19 protein-coding genes, 2 tRNA genes and 1 pseudogene are annotated in these 24,641 nt (G+C 45.8%); 8 read left to right on the top strand and 14 right to left on the bottom strand.

The genetic code is table 11. The features are described 5' to 3' along the window. Nucleotides 1–6 precede the first annotated feature (6 nt). Both GOB58_RS06795 and GOB58_RS06790 read left to right on the top strand, forming a co-directional pair. Nucleotides 7–82: transfer RNA gene (locus GOB58_RS06795), tRNA-Glu, on the top strand. Nucleotides 83–178: 96 nt separating this feature from the next. Then, on the top strand, nt 179–1,315 hold the full coding sequence (locus GOB58_RS06790; protein WP_173559675.1) for a tyrosine-type recombinase/integrase: 1,137 nt from the start codon (nt 179–181) through the stop codon (nt 1,313–1,315). 97 nt (nt 1,316–1,412) lie between these two features. Here the strand turns inward: GOB58_RS06790 and GOB58_RS06785 are convergent, their stop codons facing one another. From GOB58_RS06785 to GOB58_RS06765, 5 genes are all read right to left on the bottom strand, one after another. Next, on the bottom strand, nt 1,413–3,383 hold the full coding sequence (locus tag GOB58_RS06785) for a hypothetical protein (protein ID WP_173559674.1): 1,971 nt from the start codon (nt 3,381–3,383) through the stop codon (nt 1,413–1,415). Then, nucleotides 3,373–3,708: a plasmid mobilization relaxosome protein MobC gene (mobC, locus tag GOB58_RS06780; protein ID WP_173559673.1), complete on the bottom strand. Its 336-nt coding sequence runs from the start codon at nt 3,706–3,708 to the stop codon at nt 3,373–3,375. Before mobC ends, GOB58_RS06785 begins: the two co-directional genes overlap by 11 nt. 580 nt (nt 3,709–4,288) lie before the next feature. Beyond that, nucleotides 4,289–5,479 (bottom strand): replication initiation protein, encoded by a 1,191-nt coding sequence (locus GOB58_RS06775; protein ID WP_173559672.1) that lies wholly within the window; start codon nt 5,477–5,479, stop codon nt 4,289–4,291. 210 nt (nt 5,480–5,689) lie between these two features. Beyond that, a complete protein-coding gene (locus tag GOB58_RS06770; RefSeq protein ID WP_173559671.1) occupies nt 5,690–6,433 on the bottom strand; it encodes a hypothetical protein in 744 nt (247 codons plus the stop codon). Continuing rightward, nucleotides 6,417–6,872: a helix-turn-helix transcriptional regulator gene (locus GOB58_RS06765; RefSeq protein WP_173559670.1), complete on the bottom strand. Its 456-nt coding sequence runs from the start codon at nt 6,870–6,872 to the stop codon at nt 6,417–6,419. Before GOB58_RS06765 ends, GOB58_RS06770 begins: the two co-directional genes overlap by 17 nt. Before the next feature lie 143 nt (nt 6,873–7,015). Here GOB58_RS06765 and GOB58_RS06760 point away from each other — a divergent pair. Continuing rightward, nucleotides 7,016–7,091 (top strand) — tRNA-Glu (locus GOB58_RS06760). Nucleotides 7,092–7,376: 285 nt separating this feature from the next. On the opposite strand, the gene GOB58_RS06755 is transcribed toward GOB58_RS06760, so the two are convergent. Both GOB58_RS06755 and GOB58_RS13340 read right to left on the bottom strand, forming a co-directional pair. After that, nucleotides 7,377–7,967: a CotH kinase family protein gene (locus GOB58_RS06755; protein WP_173559724.1), complete on the bottom strand. Its 591-nt coding sequence runs from the start codon at nt 7,965–7,967 to the stop codon at nt 7,377–7,379. Between the two features lie 360 nt (nt 7,968–8,327). After that, nucleotides 8,328–9,041, bottom strand: a pseudogene (locus tag GOB58_RS13340) (IS5 family transposase). Nucleotides 9,042–9,809: 768 nt separating this feature from the next. On the opposite strand from GOB58_RS13340, the gene GOB58_RS06745 reads away from it, so the two are divergent. Genes GOB58_RS06745 through GOB58_RS06730 form a run of 4 tightly spaced genes read left to right on the top strand, consistent with a single transcriptional unit; the run spans nt 9,810 to nt 16,787 of the window. Continuing rightward, nucleotides 9,810–13,829: an amino acid adenylation domain-containing protein gene (locus tag GOB58_RS06745; RefSeq protein WP_173559669.1), complete on the top strand. Its 4,020-nt coding sequence runs from the start codon at nt 9,810–9,812 to the stop codon at nt 13,827–13,829. Further along, nucleotides 13,829–15,154 carry a glycosyltransferase gene (locus GOB58_RS06740; RefSeq protein ID WP_173559668.1) on the top strand — a complete coding sequence of 442 codons (1,326 nt, stop codon included), beginning with the start codon at nt 13,829–13,831 and terminating at the stop codon, nt 15,152–15,154. The genes GOB58_RS06745 and GOB58_RS06740 overlap by 1 nt, the downstream gene beginning before the upstream one ends. After that, nucleotides 15,151–15,975 (top strand): ABC transporter ATP-binding protein, encoded by an 825-nt coding sequence (locus GOB58_RS06735; protein ID WP_086555089.1) that lies wholly within the window; start codon nt 15,151–15,153, stop codon nt 15,973–15,975. The genes GOB58_RS06740 and GOB58_RS06735 overlap by 4 nt, the downstream gene beginning before the upstream one ends. 41 nt (nt 15,976–16,016) lie before the next feature. Next, nucleotides 16,017–16,787: an ABC transporter permease gene (locus GOB58_RS06730; RefSeq protein WP_338421272.1), complete on the top strand. Its 771-nt coding sequence runs from the start codon at nt 16,017–16,019 to the stop codon at nt 16,785–16,787. Between the two features lie 39 nt (nt 16,788–16,826). Here the strand turns inward: GOB58_RS06730 and lexA are convergent, their stop codons facing one another. From lexA to GOB58_RS06715, 3 genes are all read right to left on the bottom strand, one after another. Continuing rightward, nucleotides 16,827–17,495 carry a transcriptional repressor LexA gene (gene lexA / locus GOB58_RS06725; RefSeq protein WP_086555091.1) on the bottom strand — a complete coding sequence of 223 codons (669 nt, stop codon included), beginning with the start codon at nt 17,493–17,495 and terminating at the stop codon, nt 16,827–16,829. 99 nt (nt 17,496–17,594) lie between these two features. Next, nucleotides 17,595–19,808, bottom strand: coding sequence for a TonB-dependent receptor (locus GOB58_RS06720; RefSeq protein ID WP_173559666.1), 2,214 nt, complete (start codon nt 19,806–19,808; stop codon nt 17,595–17,597). Nucleotides 19,809–19,946: 138 nt separating this feature from the next. Next, on the bottom strand, nt 19,947–21,122 hold the full coding sequence (locus tag GOB58_RS06715) for a serine hydrolase domain-containing protein (RefSeq protein WP_173559665.1): 1,176 nt from the start codon (nt 21,120–21,122) through the stop codon (nt 19,947–19,949). A 256-nt stretch (nt 21,123–21,378) separates the two neighbouring features. On the opposite strand from GOB58_RS06715, the gene GOB58_RS06710 reads away from it, so the two are divergent. Then, nucleotides 21,379–21,807 carry a hypothetical protein gene (locus GOB58_RS06710; RefSeq protein ID WP_086555094.1) on the top strand — a complete coding sequence of 143 codons (429 nt, stop codon included), beginning with the start codon at nt 21,379–21,381 and terminating at the stop codon, nt 21,805–21,807. Nucleotides 21,808–21,826: 19 nt separating this feature from the next. Here the strand turns inward: GOB58_RS06710 and GOB58_RS06705 are convergent, their stop codons facing one another. From GOB58_RS06705 to GOB58_RS06690, 4 genes are read right to left on the bottom strand one after another with little or no spacing between them, the layout of a single operon-like run. Beyond that, a complete protein-coding gene (locus GOB58_RS06705) occupies nt 21,827–22,234 on the bottom strand; it encodes a hypothetical protein (RefSeq protein WP_265792893.1) in 408 nt (135 codons plus the stop codon). Between the two features lie 3 nt (nt 22,235–22,237). Then, the gene (locus GOB58_RS06700; protein ID WP_173559664.1) at nt 22,238–22,474 is read right to left on the bottom strand and encodes a DUF6587 family protein; all 237 of its coding nucleotides are present in this window, start codon (nt 22,472–22,474) and stop codon (nt 22,238–22,240) included. 15 nt (nt 22,475–22,489) lie between these two features. Then, on the bottom strand, nt 22,490–24,328 hold the full coding sequence (gene feoB, locus GOB58_RS06695; RefSeq protein ID WP_173559663.1) for a ferrous iron transport protein B: 1,839 nt from the start codon (nt 24,326–24,328) through the stop codon (nt 22,490–22,492). Then, on the bottom strand, nt 24,325–24,591 hold the full coding sequence (locus tag GOB58_RS06690; RefSeq protein ID WP_086555097.1) for a FeoA family protein: 267 nt from the start codon (nt 24,589–24,591) through the stop codon (nt 24,325–24,327). Before GOB58_RS06690 ends, feoB begins: the two co-directional genes overlap by 4 nt. Nucleotides 24,592–24,641: the final 50 nt, after the last annotated feature.

Raw genomic sequence — 24,641 nt, 5'->3', positions numbered from 1 at the left:
CCTTTAGTCCCGTTCGTCTAGGGGCCCAGGACACCGCCCTCTCACGGCGGCAACACGGGTTCAAATCCCGTACGGGACACCATTGATTTTATTGGGTTTTCCAAGAAATCAGGCTTAAAAATCAGATTATTCACGCCATTTCTGCGCCACTCCTGTAAAAATGGTAGGGGTGAAAGATATGTCTGAAGCAACTTCAAAACCTGAGAATCGAGACCCTGCAACAGGCAGAACCCTACCAAAGGGAATCTACTATCGAGCCCCAAAACAGTATCAGGCTCGCAAGCAGATAGATGGCAAACGTGTCATTAAGACTTTTGAGTCCGCTGCTATCGCCAAACGCTGGATTAATGAGAAATCCGCCGAAGCTGAATTGGGACTCTTTCGAGATACGTCCCCACTAGACAAACATACTGTTGAATCGTTAGTATCACGTTTTCGTGATGACAATATGCAGAATAGGACCACTGACAGGATTGGACACGTTCCTGCCATCCTGCGCGATGAGATTGCACAAACAAGGCTCTCAAAGCTGAACTCGGGAGATGTTCGGAAATTTCGGGACAGAATGCTTGAATCTGGGCTAGCCCCTTCTACGTGCGTCAAACGGCTCAATCTGTTAGCCTCAATCATTCAGCACGCTATTAGCGAGTGGGATATCCCGCTAACTCAAAATCCTGCCTCGGGTAGAATCGTCAAGCGTCCAGCAGGCGCGGACAAGAAGCGGAATCGTCGGCTTAATGACGTTAATGCAGAAAAATCGGAATATAATCGCCTGATTGAATGCATGGCGGATTCTGTCTGTCTTGATGATATCTGGCTTGTGAAATGGTCGATTGAGCAGGCTTGTAGACGTGGTGAGTCCTTATCTCTTCGTTGGTGTGATATTGACCTTGATGGCAAGACAATCTCACTAGCTCGAACGAAAAACGAGAAACATAGAGAAGAACATGGACCAGAAAAGCGCCCTTTGATGCCTGGGGCTCGTCGCCTCCTGATTGAAAAGCTTGCCTCTTATGAACATGAACCAAAGCCAACAGACAAAATTTTTAATGTTGGAACCGAGGATGCTTTTTCTGTTCGATATGGTCGTTATGTTAAAAAAGCAGGATTAAAAGACCTGACCTTCCATGATTTGCGCCATGAAGCAACTTCAAGATTGGCTAAAATCTTCACCAATCCGTTGGACTTGTGTCGCGTCACGGGTCACAGAGATTTAAAATCTCTGGACAGATACTACCAACCTATCCTCGAAGACTTGGCTAATTTTGCAGAAGAACAAGAAAAAATATTGAGGATTGCATATAAAGAAGAGTGATGGGCTCTGTGCCCAATACAAAGCAACTTGTTGCGCTACGAAGTTCCCCCTCTCGAAGCACGCGAGAGGGGGGTAGGGGGAGTTTTGTCTAATGAAATCAAGGCTTAAAGCCGAGTGTGTTGAGTTCTTCGGCTTCAAGTTCTTCTTGTGATTTTTTTGAACCATCCATTTTTTTCAACATAGCATTTGTTCGTGCTTGTGAAAGCTTTGCCGTTTTCTCGGCTTCTTTTTTCTGTTTCTCGTGTAATTCTTCTAATTGTTTCTGTTCTTCTTCTTGGCGTTTTTTAAGCTCATTTTCAGGGCCGTTTTTATGAACATCTTCAATTATATCTTTATCATTGTTTAAAATATCTTCTTTAATATTTTTCAATTTTGCAAAATCATCTCTTGTTTTTTCAATATCATGTTTCTTGTCATAATCTTCCTGATCTCTTTTTTGTTTATCTTGTTCGCTTTTTGCTTCGTCATAAGAAATTCTTAATTTAATGTCATATTTGTCTGATAAATTATTTTCTTTACTGCATAATTCTGTAAGTAATTCTTTTAATTCTTCTAATGTTTTAATATATTTTTTATATTCTTTATTGAAAGATTTAAACATTCCATATTTTTTCTTTTCAAGAATTTTTATTTTTTCTTCGCATTGCTCTTTTTCTTTTTTAGATTTTAAATAATCTTGAAACGGTTTATTTTCTAAATCGTATTTAATATCTTTCCAGCTTCTTACCTTCGGTCTATTTTTCAAAACATCATATTTTTCTTTTAAGGAAGAATTTACATTTTTCAGTGCTGATTTTTTAAGAAATCTTTCTTTTGAAATCTTATTTAATTTATTCATCTTTTCAAGATTTTGAAAAAATTCATCAATTTCTTCATTTAATCTTTCGAGATTTTTCCATTCTTCAATAACAGCATTTCCTGCTCTAATTCCAGCGGCTGAAGCTGTTTTGTCATCACTTTCAACTTTTACGGAAGCAACGCCAGCAGAAGAATTTATGCGAGCTTTTGCAACAGCGTATGAAGTATTTTTGCTGTTTGCTCGGATGTTTTGAGCAGTGCTTTTTGCTGACTTTGAATGTCCTGGAGTAGTTCCAGGATTTGCTGAATCGGTGATTCTTCTGCCGGCTGCTCTGTCAGAAGTTCTATTATCTGGGATGTGTTGAGTGCTGATTTCTTGGCTTGGCTGTATGTCGCTTGCTGAATTGTTGGCTTCTTGCTTATCGCTTCCGAACCTAAGTTTTTTCCTTGTTGTTGTTGCATTTTTAAACTCCTCTTTAAATATTTCTTTTTTCATAGAAAGCAAACGATTTGCTGAACCAATCAACAAACCATCCTTTTCTATAATATATGTATCTTTTTTATTTCCCTCTTTTATAGAGTAACCTTTTTCTTCCAAAGCACTCTTAAATGACTTTATCCCATCGCATAATTTATATATCTCTTTGATATTATTCTTTTCTTCTGGTAGATTAATTCCTCTTCTTCCTGCTTTTTGGTGGCTATCTTGGCTATATGATGGAAGTGGCAAATCTCCTTCCATTAGGTGCTTAACCTGGTTGGCTTCTGATATTTTTCCTTCTTTTTGAAGGGTGTAAAACACCGCTTCATTATGTTGACCTTTGATTAAAGTTTGCCCTGTTCTGATTTCTGATAAGCGTGAAAGCTTCTCATTTCTGGCAAAATTATTTTTCAAATCAACAGCTTTGCCTGTCTCTGGATTCAGATAAGGCGCTATCATGTGCCAGTGTATAGGGCTGTTTTCGTCATTCTGGCGGGCTTTGCGATGTTCAACAATCACAGAATCAGAAAGACTAAAGCCGTATTCATCAGCGATTGCTTGAAAGTCTTTATAAGCCTCGGCTCTGGTAATCTCTTTTTCAGGAGAGATTTTAAAGTGCTCAAAAGCATATTTTAAGCCCTGCTGACGTGCGTCGTTTAGCATGTCTTTCATGTCTTCAGGGTTGCCCTGAAGAGCTTCTATTTGCTCGTTGGTTGGTCCTTCAAAAATATGGGATGCTGTCTTTGATGTGCCAGATTTGCACGAAACAGCCCCGCCTTTAATTATCAATTCTGCCCCTCATTACCTGAACAACTCGTGCAATATTTTTTTTAATTTTGGACAAATCAGGAATGTCGTGTGCTGTTTTTGTCTGGTTTGAGTGCTTCGCAATTTGGTTAATATTATTGCCAATTGCTGAAATCTCACGCCTGATTTTTAGAAGTTCGTCCTTTAATTCATTTCCAGTTGTTCCGCTGGCAATGCTTTCACGAACCATTTCTCGCAACATGGAAGAAATATTATTATATCCAATTTCTTCAGCGTGTTTCTTCCATTTTGCCTTTTCATCAGGATTTAATTTTATAAAAAATCTGTCTCTTTGTGCTGTCGCCATTTTCCTTTCCTCCTTGTTTCTCCATTCTTCGGGGTCAACGGGGCAGAGCCCCTTGCCAGTTGGGGGGCAACGCCTCCCATGACTGGCTATTATAAAAAGAATGTATAATAATTATAATAATAGAGAGAGAAAAACAGAATAAAAATATAATAACATGTAATTAAAATACATTACTTTTTATAGAAAAAATAATTTATTAAAATGCAGCGTGATTTTATCCTTTTCTAACTTAAAAAATATTTAAAAGTTATATCGTTTTTATTATCGCTCTAACAGAATAATATTTAAATGTTTCGCGTAGCATTCAAAAAATGCTTGCGCAAGAACAAAACCATCCCCTAACCCCTTCCTCATGTAATTTGAGGAAGGGGAACTGCGTAGCGCCATAAATGGCTTATTGTTGGTCAAAGTGACCCTTCAACGCAGTTAATAGGCTCGGCGAAAAAATTTTTGGTGACTATGGGTTAATATAGGATTCCAATTTTAAAGATGTAGGATTCCTTTAGATTTGACTAAGATTCCCATCTCTGATTTTTTTAAAATCTGTAATACCTGATAGGGCACCATATGACGGCAGTTTTTAACCTGCCATATTTTTGATATTTTCCCAGTTTCTTTCTACTGTTTTTAAAGATAATCCTGATATTTTTGAAAAAACCCTTTGAGATAATTTTTTATCCTTTGGAAAATTTTCCAATCCCCATTTAATTTTTGCGTCTCTCCTATCGTTTTGAATGGAGTGTGTACGTCTCGCACTCACTCTTTGGCGTTCTTCTTTATTCAGAGGAGAGCCCTTCAAACCCATAATTCCTCTTCTGGAATCTAGGTTTGTGCGCGGGTTAAATCTGGTGTTCATAAATTTGGATATGGATTTTGAAATGGATTTAATATCAGATTTTGGAAGATTGGTATTCTCTTGAAAATCTAAATCGATACATTTCTGATAAATTGCCTGAAAAGATGACTCATTGTGGTCATAACACCAGAACCTCAACAAATCGAATATCAGGCAATTTTTACCAAGAGATGAAGGCTCACCTCTGTTGATGAATTTTCTCTTTGTGCTTTTTGGAGCATAATTTTCATAGTAAGATTTAAATACGTCGATGATATCACGTAATTCAATCTCATATTTTCCTGGAACCGTATGCCAGCAGAGTTCAGGATTAATCTGCTGGTGTGTATCCCATAGTATGCCAGTAGAAGGTTGCTGTGAGCGTCTGGATAGCGTTCCGATGATGTTGCTCGATAACCCCCAAGGATTCTTAACAACGTTGCTGTGTGGCAAAGCTGTGGCTTCAAAATAGGAAGCCATCATTTCATGAGCAAGATTTGCTAAAAATTGTGGTCCGAGCCTTGCCCCCTCTCCCGTGAGCACGGGTGTAGCAAGCTGGATAATGGCAAGACTTCTGCCACTCCAAGGGTCAATGACAAGGTGGGGCTTTATGTTGTCTGGGAGGTCTTCCCACATAGCCAAGCCTTCGTCATGGTCTATATCCAGCAACAGGCAGTTAATGGCTTTATCTGTGTTGAACGATATCCAAGGCAGACTAATAGCATTATCAAGCCTGAAAAGATGGCTTGATTTCTCAATGCTGATTGATTTCAGATTTTGAGAAGCTCGAACCATTCGAGGCATATTGATGATAAGATTATTTGCAAGGTTTTTAAGATGCGGTGCAATCTCGCAAGATTGCTTCAAGGATTTATCAATAATCTTATCATTTTTATTGTGCCAATTTGGCAATTTTATTAAGTCTAATGCTTTCATAATTTTCTCCATTTTGAGAATGGCTAAAAATTATTCAAACATTTAACGTTTTTGTTGACTAAATACTTTATATGCTTTAATCTAAAAATGTTCAGTGTAAATTGTTTGAATGTGTTCCTAGCGCATCCAAATTAAGTTTTTAAATCCTTCGTAAGTTAACGCTTACGAAGGTATTTTTATATAATATATCAGAAACATAAAATTACAAAATTATTTTTTGATTTTTTCTTTTATTTCCTCAAGAAGAACAGACATTTTCTTTTTGGCCCCTTCTCCTAAATGCGCTTTTATATTACTTCTCGCCTCCTCTTTAGTTTCCTCTGAACAGTATTGATTGTATATTTGGCGTTTCCAAACGATAATAGCATCTAAAATCCGAAACAAATCGTAAAACTTTTCATAAATATCATCCTCTATGAATATTTGGTACTTATATAAAGAATTTAAAAAATCATTACTTGTATTTTTTATTTTCTCTATATTCATATGCAAAAGTATATAAAACAATTCTGCACTCTTTTTACTAGAATGTTGTATTATTTTTTTGTCATCATCACTTATGTTTAAAGTATTTAGATATGATTCTAATTGATGCTCATCATATGCATTCACATTAGGAAGCATTGACGGTTCGTTAGCAATTTTATTTGCTAATTCAAAGGCGCTCCTCATATTTAACCAACATTCAGATAAGCCCTCGTACTCTTTTTGATTGTATTTTATTTCCCGGTCCAAAGATCGACCTGTTATTATTTTATGTGTTTCTGTATTTTTTGATATTTCTCCCTTTATTTCTTCAATGTTTTTCTGAAGTTCGCTCTTGCGTTCTTCATTTTCTTTATTTTCTCCACGCTTAACTAGGCTTGTATAACTGACGTGAAAAATAGCGAACAATATAGCTACAATAATTCCTCCACCAGACTGAGAAAGTAATGAATTAATAGTCGGAACCACGTTTTTCATTCCTCTTATAAAAATACATAAAGATAATTAAGACCAAACAGGCAAACGATGATGAGTAGGTGATACGCCAGAAGATATCCCAATATGTAATTTGGTCCATTAATTTCAAAGTATCCTGAACCTCAAAGAACCACCTCACATCCCCGCCATCCATATCGTAGACGGAAGGCATAGGCACCTTTCTGGGTCTACCTCTCGGTCTCTTAATCCCTTCGTTGTTCGGGAATTGTTCCGCCTTAGAGGCTATGAACTCATTCAGGTCTTGAACCCTGAATCTTACGTCTCTCTTCCCGTATGATATCTTTTTAGGACCAATGCCTAGCCACATCAGGTTCCTAAGCCTACCTGGACTAATGCCAAGGTAAGCCGCCGCTGACTCATAATTCAGCACAGCAGGGGTTAACTTGAACAAAAAAGGAACATCAGACATTTGCCAAAGATATCATTATTATAGGCTCTAAGCCAGTCTGCGCCATTCTTGCGCCATTTCTGCGCCACTTTGTAAGTGAAGACACGTGACAAACAGTGATATCAGAGGATATAATAATATGTAGTTTGAACCATTTAGGAGAATAAGGAATGGATAGAATTAAACTTTTTTTGCCCTCTCACGGCGGCAACACGGGTTCGAATCCCGTACGGGACGCCAATGATTTTATTAGTTTTTTAAAATCTGATATCGTCGGCATATGTTCATCTGAAAATATTAAATATTTATCTGGCAAACATTAATGCCTCCTTATTTATCCTTAGCGTTGTGTCAGAAGTCGGGCCAGTGCCGGATTTGGTATGGTTGATCGCGCTGATCAGCCTGAGAGCGGCGCAGATCCTCGTCAGATGCAGGGGCAGAACCCCCGCTCTGTTCTTCCGTTATATTTTTTTAGTCCAGAAATAAGAAGCCGCCCTTTCAGGCGGTTTCGTTCGTCATGCGCTGTTATGACGCGTTATAGCCCCACTGTTCATCGAGCCTGGCAATGCGTCCCTGTATCCACGTAATGAGAAAGCCATAGGTCGACAGGCTGTTTGTTCCCCAGGCAGTAACATCCGCAGTGAAATCGTCAGTTGAAATCGTGCCTGTGAGCCTGCGGATTGTTTTGTCGAGCGTATCAGATGAAATCACGTTATTATCACGCAAATATTTCCATTTCGCAGCTAAATCATCTGCAAAATATTCACGCAGCATAGTCCATGCTGCATTATAGTTTGTTATCCACCCTATAACCCCAGGCTGAACCTGAGCTGGCGTATAATTCCATATGATACCGAATGTTTCATCCATATCATACGCCATGATGTGCCAGATACTCCCGCCATCCCATGATTCCAGAAACAGATTGTTAATCATGCTGTCCTGAGAGGCTGCCAGCTCAATAAACAGCAGATAGTCAAGCCAGGATTGCTTATTCGCATAGCTTTCAAAATCTGCGAGAGAGGCTTTGCCCGACTGACAATCTGCGATATAGGATACAAGCCTTTCTAAGCCGGTTTCTTTCGGTTTCTTTCGGTTTCTTTGGGTAGGAGTAATCCCAGTCTGACGCTGTTATACCCCAGCCATGTAGCCGGGTTTTTACCAGCCCCCTGATTTTCTGATAGCTGCCCATGTTCTGTAACTTAGCGTATCCCGGATCATTGTCCTGTCTAGAACAATGCCTGAGTAATAAGTGCTACCATAGGCAGGAAATGCCCCGAATGCCTTCAGGTCTATCTTGCTGGTCTGAACCCAGTCACTCATTTTCAGATCAACAGAATTGCCACCTGCATTGGTAATAGCTGAGATTTTCAGGTTTTTCTTTGTGGTATATGCCGATGTCTGCCCCTGTACTGAGAGTGTACAGGAACCTGAGAAAAGGACGGAATCGCCGTATAAGATCGCTAGGTTCAGGACTCATTCTTTGAGATAGAAGATGAAGCTTGCGGCGATATGGATTGCGGACATGAAGGCATGAGCGCAGCGGTCGTATCGTGTTGCCACCCGTCGCCAGTCTTTGAGCTTTGCGAACATGTTTTCGATCAGGTGACGCTTTTTATACAGATGCCAGTCGTAAGGTGGCTTTGATTTCCGGTTCTTTTTCGGCGGAATACAGGCTGTGATAGTGCGTTCTGCAGGCAATAACCTGATCCTGTTGCTGTCATAGCCCCTGTCCCCGATGATTTCTTCTGTCTTGTCGGGGAGATCTGCCTGCAGCACGTCTGCGCCTTTGAAGTCACTGACCTGTCCTGCAGTCAGATGCAGGCGAACAGATCGCCCCTGATCGTCGCACATGGCATGCAGTTTTGAGTTCAGACCGTCTTTTGTGCGTCCGGTATGGCGGGGAAAAGCCCCTTTTTGAGAAGGGACGCTGCCGTTCTGTGTGCTTTGAGATGCGTCGCATCGATCATCAGGCGCTTCGAACGGCCCCCCTGTTCTGCCAGGGTTTTAAAGATCCTGTCAAAGACACCCAGGCGGCTCCACCGGATGAAGCGATTATATAAGGTCTTGTGCGCTCGGGCTGCGGTTGGGAGCATCTTTCCACTGAAGCCCGTTGCGGATCACATAAACGATCCCGCTCAGAACACGCCGGTCATCCACGCGGGGCACGCCGTGTGCAAGATGAGGCAAGGGGCAGGGATGTGATTGGCGTGCCGGACGCCGAGGTCATGCTGCACGACATTACAGAACTACGCTCATAGATAAGCGTCTCCCTTTTAGAGTTTTCAAATTAAATAAAGTATTAGTTGTCATGGTTTCTGGTTTTTAAAAAATTAATACTTATATAAAAAATTAATATTTGCATATTTGTGCGTTTCTGTTATTACCATGAGTAGTATATGCCCATTTTGATAAAGTAAGTATTGGGGTAATTCATAATATTATCAGGAGGCTGAATCGGAGGTGCCAATAAGGCAGATCTCAGAACTTAGTTCGCGGATAGTTTATATCGTTCCGGCGTGGGATGTACCTGCAATCGCGATTAGCCCGGGCTGCTATTCAGCTGGCTCTGTCGTGCCCTTTTATGGTGTCGCACTCAGAGCGTAATGGTTAACGTAAAATGATAAATCTTTATAATTATAAAGATTCAAATTTGTAATTTTGTTAACTTTATGTTATCCGAAAAACCGAATCTCAGAGGCAAAATTTTTTGAATGTTCTGTTTGTTATAGAAAAATGAAAAGGCTTTTTTATTTTATAAATATAAAAATTATCTCTTATAATAAAGTTTTTTTCTATTTTTGATGTGATTCAATGATAAAAGTCTTAATGATGTGTTGATACTCAATAAGATTATAGCTGTCATGGTTAATATAAAGTTATTTATGAAAAAGAAGAAATAAACGTGGTTTTAGTTATGTGGGTTTCGGGTCGCTGGTGTGGTCTTCAGAGGGCGTTATGAGCAGAAAAGAGTTACCGGATTTACTTCCTATTACGACGGCGCAGCGCGGGCTATGGATGGCCCAGTACATTGCGCCTCCTGGTTCATCATTTAATATTGCAGAGGCGCTTTATCTTGACGGAGATATTGATGAAGAATTGTTTCTTCGTTCTTTGTATGAAGTGCGACATGAAATAGCGATTTTACGGTCGCGTATTTTCTCTGACAGCGAAAATTTATATCTTACTTTTATCAGTGACGACGTCACTTTTCCTCTTATTGATATGAGTAATTATCCGGATCCTGATACTTCTGCCTGGGACTGGATGCAGAAAGAAACCCGTAAACCGACTGATATTACAACCCAGTCTTTGTGGAAAAATGCTCTGATCAGGCTTGGTCATCAGCGTTATGTCTGGTTTCATTGTGGCCATCACATCGTCCTCGACGGGTTTACCGGCGGGCTGGTTGCTGCACGTGTGGCACAGGTTTATTCCGCCCGTGCTGAGGGGCGCGAGCCCGGGTTATCAGAGTATAATTCACCAGAGATTTTGTCAGAGCAGGAGCGTATTTATGGCGAATCACGTCGCTATGAAGCGGATAAGGAATACTGGCGGCGTGAGCTGACAGATCTGCCTGAGCCCGTGTCTTTGTCTGTTCGTCCGCATAAGCCGCTTACCGGCGAGAATGGTGGCGAGCTGGCTCGCGAAATTTCTTTGTCAGCCGAAAGTGTGGAGCGTATTACCGAAGTTGGCAAAGCGTATGGCGGGTCTTTACCGCAGACGCTGACTGCGTTGCTCGCGGCTTATATTTTTCTGGTGACAGAGCAGAATGATCTTGTTGTCGGCATGCCTGTCAGTGCGCGTGTTAACCGCATATTGCGTAAAACACCCGGTATGGTGGCAAACGGGATCGTACTGCGTTTCCATTTTGATGAAGGTATTACTTTCTCTGACCTCGTGCAGCAGTCACGTAGTGTGATGATGCGTGCGCTCAGGCATCAGCTTTTTCGCTACGAGGAGCTTCGTCGTACTCTTGGTCTGCTTGAGACCGGGCAGCATATAACCCGTCTGGGTATTAATATTGAGCCATTTAACTACAGGCTTGCTTTTGGTGAGTGTGTGGCCCGTAATCGCAATATCAGTAATGGCTCAATGCAGGATCTGACCTTTTTTGTATTTGACCGGCAGGATGGCAGAGGGCTGGTCATTCAGGCTGATGCGAACCCTGCTTTATACACTGCAGAAGAGCTTGATGCCCATCTGGAGCGTATTCGCCTGATGGTTAATAAGATTCTTGAGCGGCCTGGGCAGTGTATCAGTTCTGTTACGCTTGTTTCCGCGGAGGAAGAAGCGCTTCATGCCGCGGAGGAAGAAGCAGCGGTGCGGCTGTGGCCTGACAATGATGCCGCCTCTCTCCTTATGCAGTCTTTAGACAGGAAAGGGCATGAGTCTGCTCTTATTGACTGTGATGGGACAGTGTCCTCACGTTTTTTGTATGAGGAGGCTGAACATCTTGCCAAACGTCTGAAGGCAGCGGGCCTTGCTCCTGGTCACCTGGTTGCTGTGGCACTGCCTCGTGACAGGCGGATGGTTATTGCTCTTCTGGCTATTCTTAAAGCCGGTTGCGCGTGGGTGGCAATTGATACTGAAAGCCCCCGGGGGCGAGCCGCAGTCATACTTGAAGAGGCTAATCCGGCGCTGGTGATTATTGGCGACCATGCATTGACATCATGGTTTGATGGGTACGCTGTTCTGGTTCTGAGTTTGGATAAAAAAGAAGAGTTACCGATAACAGATTTATCCGGTGCGGCATTCAGCGTGCCGCCACAGACAGCTTATGTAAGTTTTACATCCGGTACGACAGGACGCCCCAAAGGAGTGGTTGTGCCATGTTCTGCACTGTATAATTTACTATTATCAATGACAGAAACAGTTGATTTCACAAAGAATGACCGACTGCTTGCAGTAACCGGGCTGACGTTTGATATTTCTGTTCTTGAGTTGCTGATGCCTGTGGTGGCTGGTGGTTGCGTCGTGGTGGCAACACATGCGGATGTACGTAATCCGCACATGATGGTACAAAAAATTCATCTCTGTGGTGTGACATTCCTTCAGGCTACACCAACATTATATAAAACATTTACCGGTAGTGGTCTTACTTCAGCTTTATGTGGCCTGACGTTGTTAACTGGGGGGGAGGCTCTTTCTCCCGGGCTTGCATCTGAACTGTTTGCTAATAGCCGCGCTGTGTTCAATGTTTATGGTCCGACAGAGACAACGATCTGGTCAACAGCATACAGGTTAACAGCTGAGAGCTGTGCTAACCCGCCAGTGGGGCGGCCTCTGGCCAATACCAGCCTGTTTATAGTGAACCGCGACGGTAACGCGCTGCCTGACGGTGTAACAGGCGAATTGCTCATTGCCGGTGCAGGGGTGGCAACAGGGTATCTGAACCGCCCTGACCTGACGCAGGAGCGTTTCATTGTCGCTCCTTCAGGCGAGCGGGCATATCGCACAGGTGACAGAGCCGTCCGTACAGCCGATGGTCTGGTCTGGCTGTCAGGGCGCGCTGATGATCAGGTAAAGATCAGAGGCATGCGTATTGAGACCGGAGAGGTCGAAAGTGTTCTTATGCAATTGCCTGGCGTCAGGCAGGCGGCTGTTCTGGCTGAAAAATCAGCTGATGATATGACGACAGTGCTGGTTGCCTGTCTGGTGGCAGATCAGCATGATTCGGTTGTGATACGTCGGCAGATAAGTGAAAAACTGCCTGCGCAGATGGTCCCCGGGCGCATTGTGTATGTTGATCATTTACCACGGACAAGTGCCGGTAAGCTTGACCGGCGTATGCTGAAGGCTCTGACACCGAAAGAAGAAATTTTTTCCGAAAAAGTTTTGCCCCGCACGCATGAAGAGAAAATACTGGCAGATATATGGGCAGAGCTCCTTCACGTTACAGAAGTTGATATTCATACCAGCTTCTTCAGTCTGGGTGGGGATAGCCTTATGGTGTTGCAGATGGTCGCAAGACTGTCTGAGCTGGGATACGAACTGCCTGTCGGGCAAATTTTTACTGAAGCGACAGTTGTTGCTCTGGCTCCGTTCCTTGCTGGTAAAGGTGAGGCCGCTGACCCGCTTTCTGTTGTGCTGCCTTTACGTCCGCAAGGTGAGGGAGCTCCGGTTTTCTGTATTCATCCGGTTCTGGGTATAAGCTGGAGTTTTAAAGAGCTTGTGGCACTCTTACCGTCTGAACATCCGGTTTATGCCCTGCAGGATGCCGGGTTATTGCTTAATGAGAACAGCCCCGAAACAGTTGAAGAACTGATAGATATTTACCTCGATGAAATTTTAAAAATTCATCCGCATGGACCGTATTGCTTTGTAGGCTGGTCGATGGGAGGTGTAATCGCTCATGGGCTGAGTGCACAGCTGAGAGCAAGAGGCGAGCAGATTCAGATGCTTGCTATGCTTGATTCTTATCCTTTTGAAGAATCACACCGTAATATTACTCTTGCCTCTGAAGAAAATGTCCGTCTGGCATTACAGTTTCTTGATATCAGGACAGATCCTGACAGGCCTGAACCAAAAACTGCTGAAGAGGTTGCCGCTCTCTTTCTTGAAGGGATTGATATTTCTCAGATTCCTCAAAGCGCAGTCTATGGTCAGAAAGATCAGAGAAATCTGGCTAAGGTATTTCTCCAGGTTACATTGCGTAATATGGCGATGTTGCAGAAATATATACCATGTAAATCTGATACAGATATTCTGTTTATTCGTGCCGCGGCAAAGGGAGGAGATGCCTCTGAGGGCGTAAGGTTCGACAACCCTGAGCAGTGGAAAAATTATACATCCGGGCGGGTAATGGTCTGCGAGCAGGCAGCGCGACATCAGGATATGCTTAAAACCGGAAATATTGAAAAAATTTCTTTTATTTTAAATGATTATCTAAAGAATAGCAGAGATGAGGGCGGGGGGTTGCCATATGGTTTTCCATTAAGCCCGTCTGATTCACGCTGTGCTCATGAGGTAAAATAATGAAAATTGTTATCATTACAATTGGAACTCAGGGTGATGCGCGTCCTTTCGTAGCGCTGGGGCGCAGGCTTAAGGAAAAAGGCCATGACATCGTTATTGCGACATCTGACAATCATAAGGAGCTGATTGAAACTTCAGGCCTTACGCATGCCCCCCTGCGGTCTGACTTTGCTGAGCTGATGGCTAAAGAGCATGCTGCACTTGATGAAGGGCATCCCTTCACGATTGGTAAAAAGGTATCTCAGGTTATGACAACCTGGATGCCTTTGTGGGCACAGCAGGGCTGGGAAGCGACAGAAGGTGCAGATCTGATTATTGGCTCTGGCTCTGGCACTGTGCTTGGTGCCTCTTTGTCAGAGAAACGTGGTATCCCTTTTGTTCAGACGCAGTTTATGCCACTGACGCCGAGCAAAGAGATTCCCCCCCTGTGGCCTTCACCGAAAAAACGTATGCCCGGAATTGTTAATTTTTTGCTGGGGCATCTTGTAAGGCTGATCGTGTGGCGTGTTCTGGCTAACCCGGCTTCTATCATTCGTAAGGAGCTGGGCCTGGAGCAGTTTTCATGGATGGGGCCATGGTCTTCAGAATATGGGGATTCAGGCAACAGATATATTTTGTATGCCTACAGCAGGTATCTGCTGCCTCAGCCTTCTGACTGGCGTTCTGACCGAATAGCAGTGACTGGTAACTGGTTTTACGACCAGGCAGATGCATGGATAGCGCCTGCAGATCTCGTTGCTTTTCTTGAGAGCGGCAACGATAAGCCAATTTATGTTGGTTTTGGCAGTATGAGAACCGGCCGTTCTGAAGAATTTACACGTAAAATACTTGACGCAATACGTAAATCCGGGCGCAGAGCCGTTGTGGCTACAGGCTGGGGAGCTTTAGCTAAAAACCAGTTAGTCTCTGCTGATGAGAGGATCTTTTTTGTAGACAGTGTGCCGCATGACTGGCTTTTCCCTCGGGTTTCACTCGCCGTGCATCACGGTGGTGCAGGCACTGTGGCGGCAGCGGCTCGTGCCGGTATTCCACAAATTTTGTTGCCATTCGTAGCAGATCAGTTTTTCTGGAGGTGGCGTATGCACGAAATAGGGATTAATCCTGTTATGCTTGACCGGAAAACTCTGACATCTGAGCAGCTTGCCGATGTTATTCATATGGCGCAGGGGTCACGTTTCCTTAAAGCTGCTAAAATTCTGGGGGAAGAAATTCGCTCAGAGGATGGTATTCAGGCAGCAATTGATACGCTGGATAAATGGGGTATGTTCAGGGAAACTCCGGTTAAGACAAAAGAAAAAAAACAGGCGGAGCCCGCCGGCTTATGAAAGAGACTGCGGCATTTCAGGCATCAGACATGATCAGTGTGCAGAATGTCGTTAAAGAATACGGCAAGAAGCGTGCTGTTAACGATATCAGTTTTAGTGTGAAAGCTGGCGAGGTTTTTGCTTTCCTTGGGCCAAATGGCGCAGGCAAAACCACGACTATTAAAATGCTCACAACATTATTGCCGCCTGATAAAGGGGTGATTAAAATAGACGGGATGGATGTTGCACGTCAGGCTTATGAAGTCAGACGGCGCTTCGGTGTTGTGTTTCAGGATTGTACGCTTGATCAGACTGCCACAGTGTATGAAAATTTATGGATGCACTGCTCTTTTTATCAAATACCGCGCAGTGAGCGTAAAAGAAGAATAGCTGAAGTTCTTGAGCTGTTTAACATTACGTCCCATCAGCGTGTTATTGTCGAAAAACTTTCAGGCGGGCTTAAACGACGGGTTGAACTGGCTCGTGCTTTGCTGCATCAGCCGGTGCTTATTTTTCTTGATGAGCCGACACTGGGGCTTGATCCGCAAAGTCGGAGATTATTGTGGGACCATCTTCATTTTCTTAAAAAAACACAAAATCTGACAGTTTTTCTGACAACACATTACCTCGATGAGGTAGAGCGTTTTGCAGATACAGTGGCTGTGATTAATCAGGGTAAAATTATAGCAGCCGGTTCTGTCTCTGATGTGATCAGTCACGCAAAAGGTCAGACGCTTGAAGATGCATTTTTATCTCTGACCGGTCAGTTATCAGAGCGCGAATCTGTATTTTTTGCAGGCAAAACAGAAATAGAAGATGCTTTGCCTGAAGCGGATAATTAAATGAACAGTATAGTTTTACAGAATATATTTACGGCACTGCAATGCAGTGGTGGAGAACAGCCATGGATCTGATTTATTGTCTGTGGAGACGTCAGGTAATGGCGTATTTGCGCGCACCTGGACGTGTTTTTTCAGCTCTTGCTCAGCCATTCCTGTTCCTGGTAGCGCTGGGGCTTGGTTTTTCTCCTATTTACCAGCAGGCCGGCCGGGGGGATTATTTTGCCTTTCTGGTACCGGGTGTGCTGGGTTCGTGCATTTTGTTTAATACAGTATTTGCTGGCAATGATCTGCTATGGGACCGGCAGTTTGGCTTTATTAAAGAGACGATGGTTGCTCCGGCTTCGCGCACATGTATTTTGTTCGGGCGTGCGCTGGGCGTGACAACTGTTGCGCTGATTCAGGCAGTTCTGGTTGGGGTGGTCTGCTCTGTTGCCGGCTTACATAAAGTGCCTGCCGGAGGTGTTTTGATAGCCTTTGGCTTTGCGGTGCTGATTGCGATTTTCTTTTCGTTTATTGGCAGTATTCTGGGCTCTATTCTTAAAGACACACAGAGTTTTGGGCAGATTGTAAATTTTGTTGCAACCCCCTTATTTTATTTGTCCGGGGCGGTGTTCCCTCTGGAGGGACAAAAGCTGCTGGTGGTAACACTGACCTCTCTTAACCCGTTATCCTATGGTATTGATGGGATGCGGGGTGCACTGGGCGGTCAGTATTATTATGATCCGCTTATGTCGGTGTTTATTTTAATTGTAGTCAATATTGTCGCGGCTTTTGCTGCAACATTTGCGTTTTCACGTGTTCGGCCTGATTAAAGGCCGGCAGCAGAGCCTGTTTCGGTACAGTAACCCGTATCAGTACCGGCGTATCAGACCAGCCAGCGTTCCCTGAATTCTCAGTCTTTCCGCTGGTATAATACGCGTTTCATAGCTGGGGTTAGCCGCTTCAAGTGCAATCGTTTTGCCTTTACGACGCAGACGTTTGAGTGTGACCTCATTCTCGTCAATCAGAGCAACGATAATCTGACCACTTTCTGCGTGTTCAGTGCGTCTTATCACAACGGTATCGCCGTCCAGTATCCCGTCATTAATCATGGAATCCCCGGCGACTTCCAGCGCATAATACTCACCTGAACCTGTCAGGTCAGAAGGGATGTCGATGTAAGAAAGTGTTTCCGGCATGGCCATAATAGGCAGGCCGGCGGCAATCCGCCCGTAGAGGGGAACTTTGCAGGAAGGCGCCTGAGGGGATGAAAATTTCCCTCTGACAACGTTGTGCGGTAATGGCTCTTCGGCTTCGTTAGCCAGCATTTCAGGTCGTTGCAGCACTTCCAGTGCACGGGCACGGTGGTGGTGTCGCTTCAGAAAACCGCGTTCTTCCAGACCTGAAATAAGGCGATGTATCCCTGATTTAGAACGCAACCCCATGGCGGTTTTCATCTCATCAAATGAGGGTGAAAAGCCGGTTTTTTTGAGGTACGAGTCAATAAACTGCAAAAGGGCATATTGTTTGCGTGTTAGCATAACTCAGGCACCTTTTCGGCAGAATCTCAGAGGGATAATATTTTTTGTTCTATATAGGTTCTTTTTTCAGGTCAAGATTTGATCGTGGTTGCATAAGGTTCAGAAGTCAGCCTCAAGAGTGAAATGAAACGTACGCGGCAGGCCGGCATAGGCACTGTTATTGGCTGTAGCACTCGCTCCGTTGATTGAGGTCGGGTAAACAGATGCCCAGTAACGTTCATTTGCCACGTTTGAGACACCAAAGCGGGCCATCCACGGGTGTTGTGCGGCTCTGAAGGCAAAGCGTGTGCCAAGGTCAAGTGTAACGTATGAGGCCGCATAGGTGGAGTTGGTCAGGTTTGCAGCGCGGCGGCCGGTGTAATGCACCGAGGCATTGAAAGCCAGGCGTGAAGCAATATCACCCGTTGAAGCAGGCAGGCGATAATCCAGTAAAACGTTAGCCTGTACAGGAGGAGCACCAACAACTTCTTTATGGCTGGTGGCGACGTTGCCAGTGTTACCCATCTGAGCATCAAGCCAGGTCATGCCGGCCAGAACAGAGAGGTTGGGCAGAATATAACCGGCAATTTGTGCTTCAACACCATAATTGCGCTGGTTGCCATAGGTGTTAAAGATGTGCGTTGTGGGATCAGTATAGCCAAACGGGCGGGTCATACGAAAGCCGGCGACGTTGATCTGGAGTTTTCTGAACATGATTTTGTAGCCCACTTCATATTCTTCACTACGCAGCGGGCTGGTATATTCGTTCACATTGGCTGCACCCGCGGGGGCGACTGTGCCAGGCTGCACCGAACGGCCATAGGTAAAGTAGGCTGTCTGATTATCGGTTAGTTTGTAAATCAGACTGGTCATAGGGCTGAATGCAGCAGAGCGTTTGTAAACAGAGTGTTTGTAAGCAGCTGCCAGCGGGTTGCTCCAGCTGTCAGTGCGTATCCAGCTCCATGATAATGTGCCCATAATTGACCAGTGTTTGTCCAGACGTATTGTATCTCCCACAATAAACGACTGGTTCATAACGTAAGCCGAGCGGTAGCGACCGTGATAGTAGGGCTGCTGGCCAGGCAGTTTTTGCGGATTATAGAGGTTTGAGCTCCCAAGCGTAAATTTTTCACCGGTTGTGGGGTTATAGTTACCCATCATATAACCGTTGGTACCAATCACCAGATCATGTCTGACCGGGCCGGTAAAAACCCGCCCGTTAATATAAGCCAGGTTACTGCCTACTCTGAAGTCATTAGCCGTGGTCGCTGCTGCGATACTTTGTGTATAATCGCCACTGTTATCGGTCAGCGTGTTGGCCGTAGCAAAAACCTGGCGGATAGCATCCTGATACAGGCCGCCCAGTGTCATGCTCCAGTTGTCGTTAAAGCGATGTTTGATTTTGGCCAGAAATGTATTGGTTTCCATGTTGAAGCCGGCGTATTTCTGACCCAGGCCGGCTTTTCCCATATCAGGGGCTTTGGGCAGATCAATTGTGTCACCAAAAGCAAAGCCGCCTGGTGTGCCGCGCTCATCATATGTGTAGTGGCTGGCATCAACTTCAATCGTTGTTTTACTATCCAGGCGAAAGTCAAAGTCAGCACTGACAAGGTTACGGCGTACCCAGCTGTCCTGAACATAGCTTGTGCCATTGCCGTGCAGCAGGTTGATACGATAGCCAAACCATTTATTGCGGCCAAGCCGGCCTGACAGGTCTGCATGCTCCATAACAGTGCCGATCGAATCTACACCGACAGTCAGGCGGTTAAAGCGGTTATCAGTGGGGCGTTTCAGACTGTATTCAAAGGTACCTGCGGGGTTTTGTGTGCCATATAATGCACCGGCCAGGCCATTAAGCACCTGAAGGTTATCAAACTGCTCAGCCGCATAGGGGGTGGTCGATACAATGTTTAGTCCGTCCATGCGGGTGTTTGAAACAACATCAGCTTCAAACCCGCGAGACTGGGGGCGGCTGGTATTTGGGTCGCCGCGAATTTCAAGCTGTACTGAGGGCATATAAGACATCAGGTCGTTAATATTGCGGGCCTGCTGATTAACAATGACATCGTGAGGCACTGTCATAATCGACATTGGCGTATCAAGTGTGCGGCGTGTGCCTAGCGGTCCGAGTGTTGCATCGGGTTTGTTATAGTTTGCCAGAGCGCCTGCTGCTGTATGCCCTGTGACAGTAATGGCTTCTCTTTTTCCTGCTGGCTGCGCTTTCCCTGCTCCTGAATGTGTCGTTGTCTGCAGGTTTGTTTGTGCAAAAGCCGTAGCACCTTCGCCGATAACAGTGGTTGAGAGAAGGAGCAGAGCGGAGAGAGAGTATTTCATCAGGACAATCAGATTTCAGAAGGAATAACACGGAATAAACGTTCTTCTGCCGTAACTTATGTGATTTGTCTATATATGAAGGAATATACTCAGTCATAAAATTATCCCTCTGAATATCAGCGGGATAACCAGTAAGCCTTAATTCTGGCGGAGTGCTATGGCAGCTTCCGTCGCGACATCATGGCGAAGCGGAATGATCTTGCCTTTTCCGTCAGGATGCACACGGTTCGTTAAAATCATTACAAAAGTCTGCGTCTCAGGCACCAGCCAGAGCGATGTGCCGGTAAAACCGGTATGACCAAATGAGGTCAGCGGAAAAACAGCGCCACGTGGTGTTGAATAATGGGTGTTAATATCCCACCCCAGGCCGCGCAGATCTGTTTTTTTATGTGGCTGCTGCGGGGTAGACATCATGATAACAGTTTTCTGTGAGAGCGGAAAAAGCGACGGCTGTCCAGCGCGGCGTGCCAGAAGTGCTTTTGCGTATGTGATGATGTCATCAGCGCATGAGAAAAGGCCGGCATGGCCTGCCACACCGCCCATTCTTCTTGCTGTAGGATCGTGAACGACTCCGCGCAGCATAGTGCCGTTTTCATCGAACTGAGTGGGAGCAATATCATCATATAATGCAGGATCAGGCCTGAAGAATGACCGTTTAAGACCAAGAGGCTGCAGAATATGACGTGTGGCATAGATATCGGGCGGCAGCCCTGAGAGGACCTCCACAATCAGTCCGAGAACAACATAATTAATATCGCTATAGACGAATTTTTTGCCGGCTTTGTTCTGTGGTACGGCGTTACAGGCCAGCTGTGCAGCAATTTCTTTGCCTGACCATGGTGTCCCCAGGTCAAGGTCGGGTTGCAGGCCTGAGTAATGTGTCAGCAGATGGCGTATCGTAATATGCTCTTTTCCCTGAGCGGCAAAATCAGGCAGATAGTGGCAGGCAGGCGTGTCGAGTTTTATTTTGCCTTGTTCATACAGCTGCATGACTGAGGGAGCCGTGATAAGAGGCTTCGTAAGAGAGGCCATATCAAAGAGCGTATGCCAGGTCATGGATTCGGGGTGGGGTATCAGAGCCTGGTGGCCAAAGACACCCCGCCATATTGTTTTCCCTTTGCTGCCAATTGCAGCCACAGCACCTGGTATCTCGTGTTCGCTGACGGCATTCAGAAATAGCCTGTCAATCGTGTTACCATTAAAGTCAGCTGGTGCCTGAGCAAAAACGTATGACGGCAGCCCCAGAGTCATCGTTCCGGCCAGGGCCTGTGTCAGGAAGCGTCGTCGGCCTGTATAAGAAAAAGACTGTGTCATGTTATCTGAGCTCCTTAACCGGCCTGCAACGCTAAGGGTTTGAAAAAATAATGGAACAGCCGAGTGGAAAAGAGATTTATCAATTTCTGCTTTTCAGCGAGAGAAAAATACTGATCAGAAAATTAAATTTTTTGTCATAAAATATCTTAAATTCTGATATTCCCGAAGACATAGTGAGCCGAATGACCAGACAGAGCTTTTCGTCAGGCTCTGAGCTGACAAGACCGGCAGGGCGTTGGTGTAAGGTTCAGGTCAGGTGGAAGTAATACGTGATATTATGATCGTCAGAGGCGTGCCGGCTGTTGTAACGCTGAATACGAAAACATTTATGATGTCTGGTGAGTTTATAGGGCTGTCAGGCCGGATCAGTTTTGAAGCTGATAAACTTTCAGAGCTGAGAAAAGAGGCAGGAAAAGCGCTTGAGCTTTTCCTGTTTCGTTGCCGCCAGCTGGAGCATCACCCTCTGGTGTATTATGGAGGTGCGTCCATGCGATACGTCATCGAGGACGCATATGCCCTTTTTGAAGAGATAGCAGAAAAACGTGGCGAAACACTCGAAGTGCTGATGAGCCGGCAGCAGCCTTTTGCCTTCTGGCGTGGTGTTTCAGAGTTTGAGCAGCTTCGTCGTCATCAGAGAGAGGTAGATCACCAGTATTTTTCTCAGTTTCAGGATGATGTCACCTGATTAATAATCAGGTTAGTTTTTAGTGTTTTGCTGCCGGTATAGTCAGGCCAGGCAGTAGGCGGCGGGTACTGACCTGCCACAGAAGAATTTTCTGCTCACCGTTTTCATTTACCTGCAAAGCCAGCAGGTCGTCCTGCACACGGGTCATACCAGTCAGCGTTGTTCCTAGCGGGAGTTCGGTCTGGGTTGTGACAGCGTCCTGTAATGGTACATGCGCAGGCAGAGCAGATTGTGCGTTGCTGTGATGGCCGATGCGATGAATGATCAGTCCCACCAGTGTGACAGTACCAACAATGATAAGTACACCCATAATAATGACGGCGGCGGTCAGCGCTTTAGGTGTGCGGGGAATGTTGTCTGTTTCTGTCACGGGGTGGTCCTGTGTTCTGATAGTGCCTGTTTCAGGCAGCACCTTGCTCAGAAACACAGGTTAATGGCAACCTCCACCTTTGGAATCGCAGCCTTTGCAGCCGCGACATCCGGTGCGGGTAATGCCGGGTGAGGCCAGTTTCTCAGCTTTGCCGCGCAGGCCTGGCAGCACGTGCAGGCTGCTGAGAGTAAGAGCCAGCCCCCGCCAGAAAGGTTTCATTAAAGAGGGAGCCAGCCTTTGCAGCCAGTAACCGGCACAGAATAGAACAAGAATGCTGACGATGAGAATCTGAACCATGTTTCGCTTCCTGCTTTAACCACTAAAGAACCGGGTTATGTGATAGGTGAGCAGAGATGCCGCATAGGCCATGCCAAAGAGATAACCCGCAGTGATGCAGACCATGCGCCATGACCGGGTTTCGCGTTTAATAACGGCCAGGGTTGAAAAACACTGCGGGGCGTAAACATACCATGCCAGTAAAGACAAAGCAGTTGCAACGCTCCACTGAGAAGAGAGTAAAGGTGCAAGCTGAGCCGCAGCATCAGCTTCTGACGAGCCGACCGAATAAACCGTGGCAAGAGCACTGATTGCGACTTCACGTGCTGCCAGACCCGGGATGAGGGCCACACAGATCTGCCAGTTAAAGCCAAGAGGAGCAAACAGAGGAAGCAGAAAATGGCCGATTCGACCAGCCAGACTATAATCAATAGCAGGCAGCGTGCCCCCTGGCGGTGGCGCAGGGAAGCTCGAAAGTGCCCACATGATGACACTGAGTGTGACGATAATACTGCCGACGCGTGAGAGGAATATACGAGCGCGCTGCCAGAGCTCAATGGCAAGGCTTTGCAGACCTGGCAGTCGGTAGTTGGGCAGTTCCATCAGTAAAGGTGGTTCGTTTGCGCCGCTACGTTTAAAAAGCCGCGAGACAAGCAGTGCGCTCAGTATTCCGGCACCATATAAAAGAAAGAGCACCAGCCCCTGGAGATTAAAGATTTTGAGAATATGCCGTGAGGGAACAAAAGCGCTGATAAGAAGTGTGTAAACAGGCAGCCGGGCAGAGCATGTCATGAGCGGGGCGATCAGAATTGTCACCATCCGGTCACGCGGGCTCTGAATCGTACGGGTAGCCATAATGCCGGGTACAGCACAGGCAAAGCTGGAAAGAAGAGGAATGAAAGAGCGGCCACTCAGCCCGGCTGCAGCCATTATTTTATCAAGCATGAAGGCTGCTCTGGGCAGATACCCCGATTCCTCGAGGGCCAGAATCCATAAAAATAAAATAAGAATCTGCGGCAAAAAGACGATGACTGTGCCGGCACCGGCAATGATGCCATCTGTCAGCAGGTTACTGATCTGGCCAGCAGGCAGCACTGCACGTGTCAGGTCAGCCACTTGTTTCATGATGCTGTCGAGCAGATCCATAACCGGCTGGGCCCAGGAGAAAACTGCCTGGAACATGATAAAGAGCAGCACGAATAAAATACACATGCCCCAGACGGGGTGCAGCACCCAGCGGTCGAGTTTTTCTTCAAGCTGCTGTTTGCGGTCTTCATGAACGCTGACGCAGAGCGCCATAATGCGTCTGATTTCCTCATGCAGATCTGTGTCATCTGGCAGTGGAGGAGGTGGAGCGACCGGAGGGGAATCAAGTGCTCTGAGCACATTATCTGCACCGCCACGTTTAATACCGACGGCAGTGACAACTGGTAGTCCGAGTTCTTTTTCCAGTCGCTTCAGGTCGATATGCAGGCCCTGTTTACCTGCTGCGTCAATCATGTTGAGCACGACAATCATCGGGCGCCCGAGTTGCCGGAGCTCAAGCATAAAACGCAGATGCAGGCGCAGGTTGGTGGCTGCTACAACACTGATCAGCAGGTCAGGGGCAGGCTCACCCCGGTAAACACCGCGACAGACATCACGGGTGACCATTTCATCAGGGCTGGCAGCAGACAGGCTGTAAGTGCCAGGCAGGTCAAGAATTTTAACTTTGCGGCCAGCCGGGGTGACGAGTTTCCCCATTTTTCGTTCTACGGTAACACCCGCATAATTGGCCACCTTCTGGCGGCTGCCAGTCAGCTGGTTAAAAAGAGCTGTTTTTCCGCAGTTCGGGTTGCCAGCCAGAGCAACCTGTAAAGGCTTGTCGGAGGTCATGCAGAATGCTTCTGGTCAGGCAGCGGGGCAGGTGTGCGTAATATGATGCGTTCTGCCTCAGAATGTCTCAGTGCAAAGCGCGTAAAGCCTATTTCTACCGCCATGGGGTCTCCTCCCAGCGGGCCCAGAGCTACGACCCTGACCGGTTCACCTGGTACAAAACCCAGCTCACTCAGGCGCCGGGCAATCGTGTCTGATGATGTCAGAGGGGTAACACGGTCGATGACTGCTGTTTCATAAAGCGGAAGCTTACTGAGGCGCACGGCTGACTGGTCCTGTCCTGAGAGGTGGCGGGTAGGGAGGGTCCTCTGAA

The sequence above is a fragment of the Acetobacter thailandicus genome (assembly GCF_011516655.1).
In the GTDB taxonomy this organism is placed as follows: Bacteria; Pseudomonadota; Alphaproteobacteria; order Acetobacterales; family Acetobacteraceae; genus Acetobacter; species Acetobacter thailandicus.
This window is presented reverse-complemented; position numbering and strand designations above follow the sequence as displayed.

What these genes read in the sequence shown, in the direction of transcription:
- GOB58_RS06790 (WP_173559675.1), top strand. Translation starts at nt 179, where the DNA reads ATGTCTGAAGCAACTTCAAAACCTGAGAATCGAGACCCTGCAACAGGC.
- mobC (WP_173559673.1), bottom strand. Translation starts at nt 3,708, where the DNA reads ATGGCGACAGCACAAAGAGACAGATTTTTTATAAAATTAAATCCTGAT.
- GOB58_RS06775 (WP_173559672.1), bottom strand. Translation starts at nt 5,479, where the DNA reads ATGAAAGCATTAGACTTAATAAAATTGCCAAATTGGCACAATAAAAAT.
- GOB58_RS06765 (WP_173559670.1), bottom strand. Translation starts at nt 6,872, where the DNA reads ATGTCTGATGTTCCTTTTTTGTTCAAGTTAACCCCTGCTGTGCTGAAT.
- GOB58_RS06745 (WP_173559669.1), top strand. Translation starts at nt 9,810, where the DNA reads ATGAGCAGAAAAGAGTTACCGGATTTACTTCCTATTACGACGGCGCAG.
- GOB58_RS06740 (WP_173559668.1), top strand. Translation starts at nt 13,829, where the DNA reads ATGAAAATTGTTATCATTACAATTGGAACTCAGGGTGATGCGCGTCCT.
- GOB58_RS06735 (WP_086555089.1), top strand. Translation starts at nt 15,151, where the DNA reads ATGAAAGAGACTGCGGCATTTCAGGCATCAGACATGATCAGTGTGCAG.
- GOB58_RS06730 (WP_338421272.1), top strand. Translation starts at nt 16,017, where the DNA reads ATGCAGTGGTGGAGAACAGCCATGGATCTGATTTATTGTCTGTGGAGA.
- lexA (WP_086555091.1), bottom strand. Translation starts at nt 17,495, where the DNA reads ATGCTAACACGCAAACAATATGCCCTTTTGCAGTTTATTGACTCGTAC.
- GOB58_RS06720 (WP_173559666.1), bottom strand. Translation starts at nt 19,808, where the DNA reads ATGAAATACTCTCTCTCCGCTCTGCTCCTTCTCTCAACCACTGTTATC.
- GOB58_RS06715 (WP_173559665.1), bottom strand. Translation starts at nt 21,122, where the DNA reads ATGACACAGTCTTTTTCTTATACAGGCCGACGACGCTTCCTGACACAG.
- GOB58_RS06700 (WP_173559664.1), bottom strand. Translation starts at nt 22,474, where the DNA reads ATGGTTCAGATTCTCATCGTCAGCATTCTTGTTCTATTCTGTGCCGGT.
- feoB (WP_173559663.1), bottom strand. Translation starts at nt 24,328, where the DNA reads ATGACCTCCGACAAGCCTTTACAGGTTGCTCTGGCTGGCAACCCGAAC.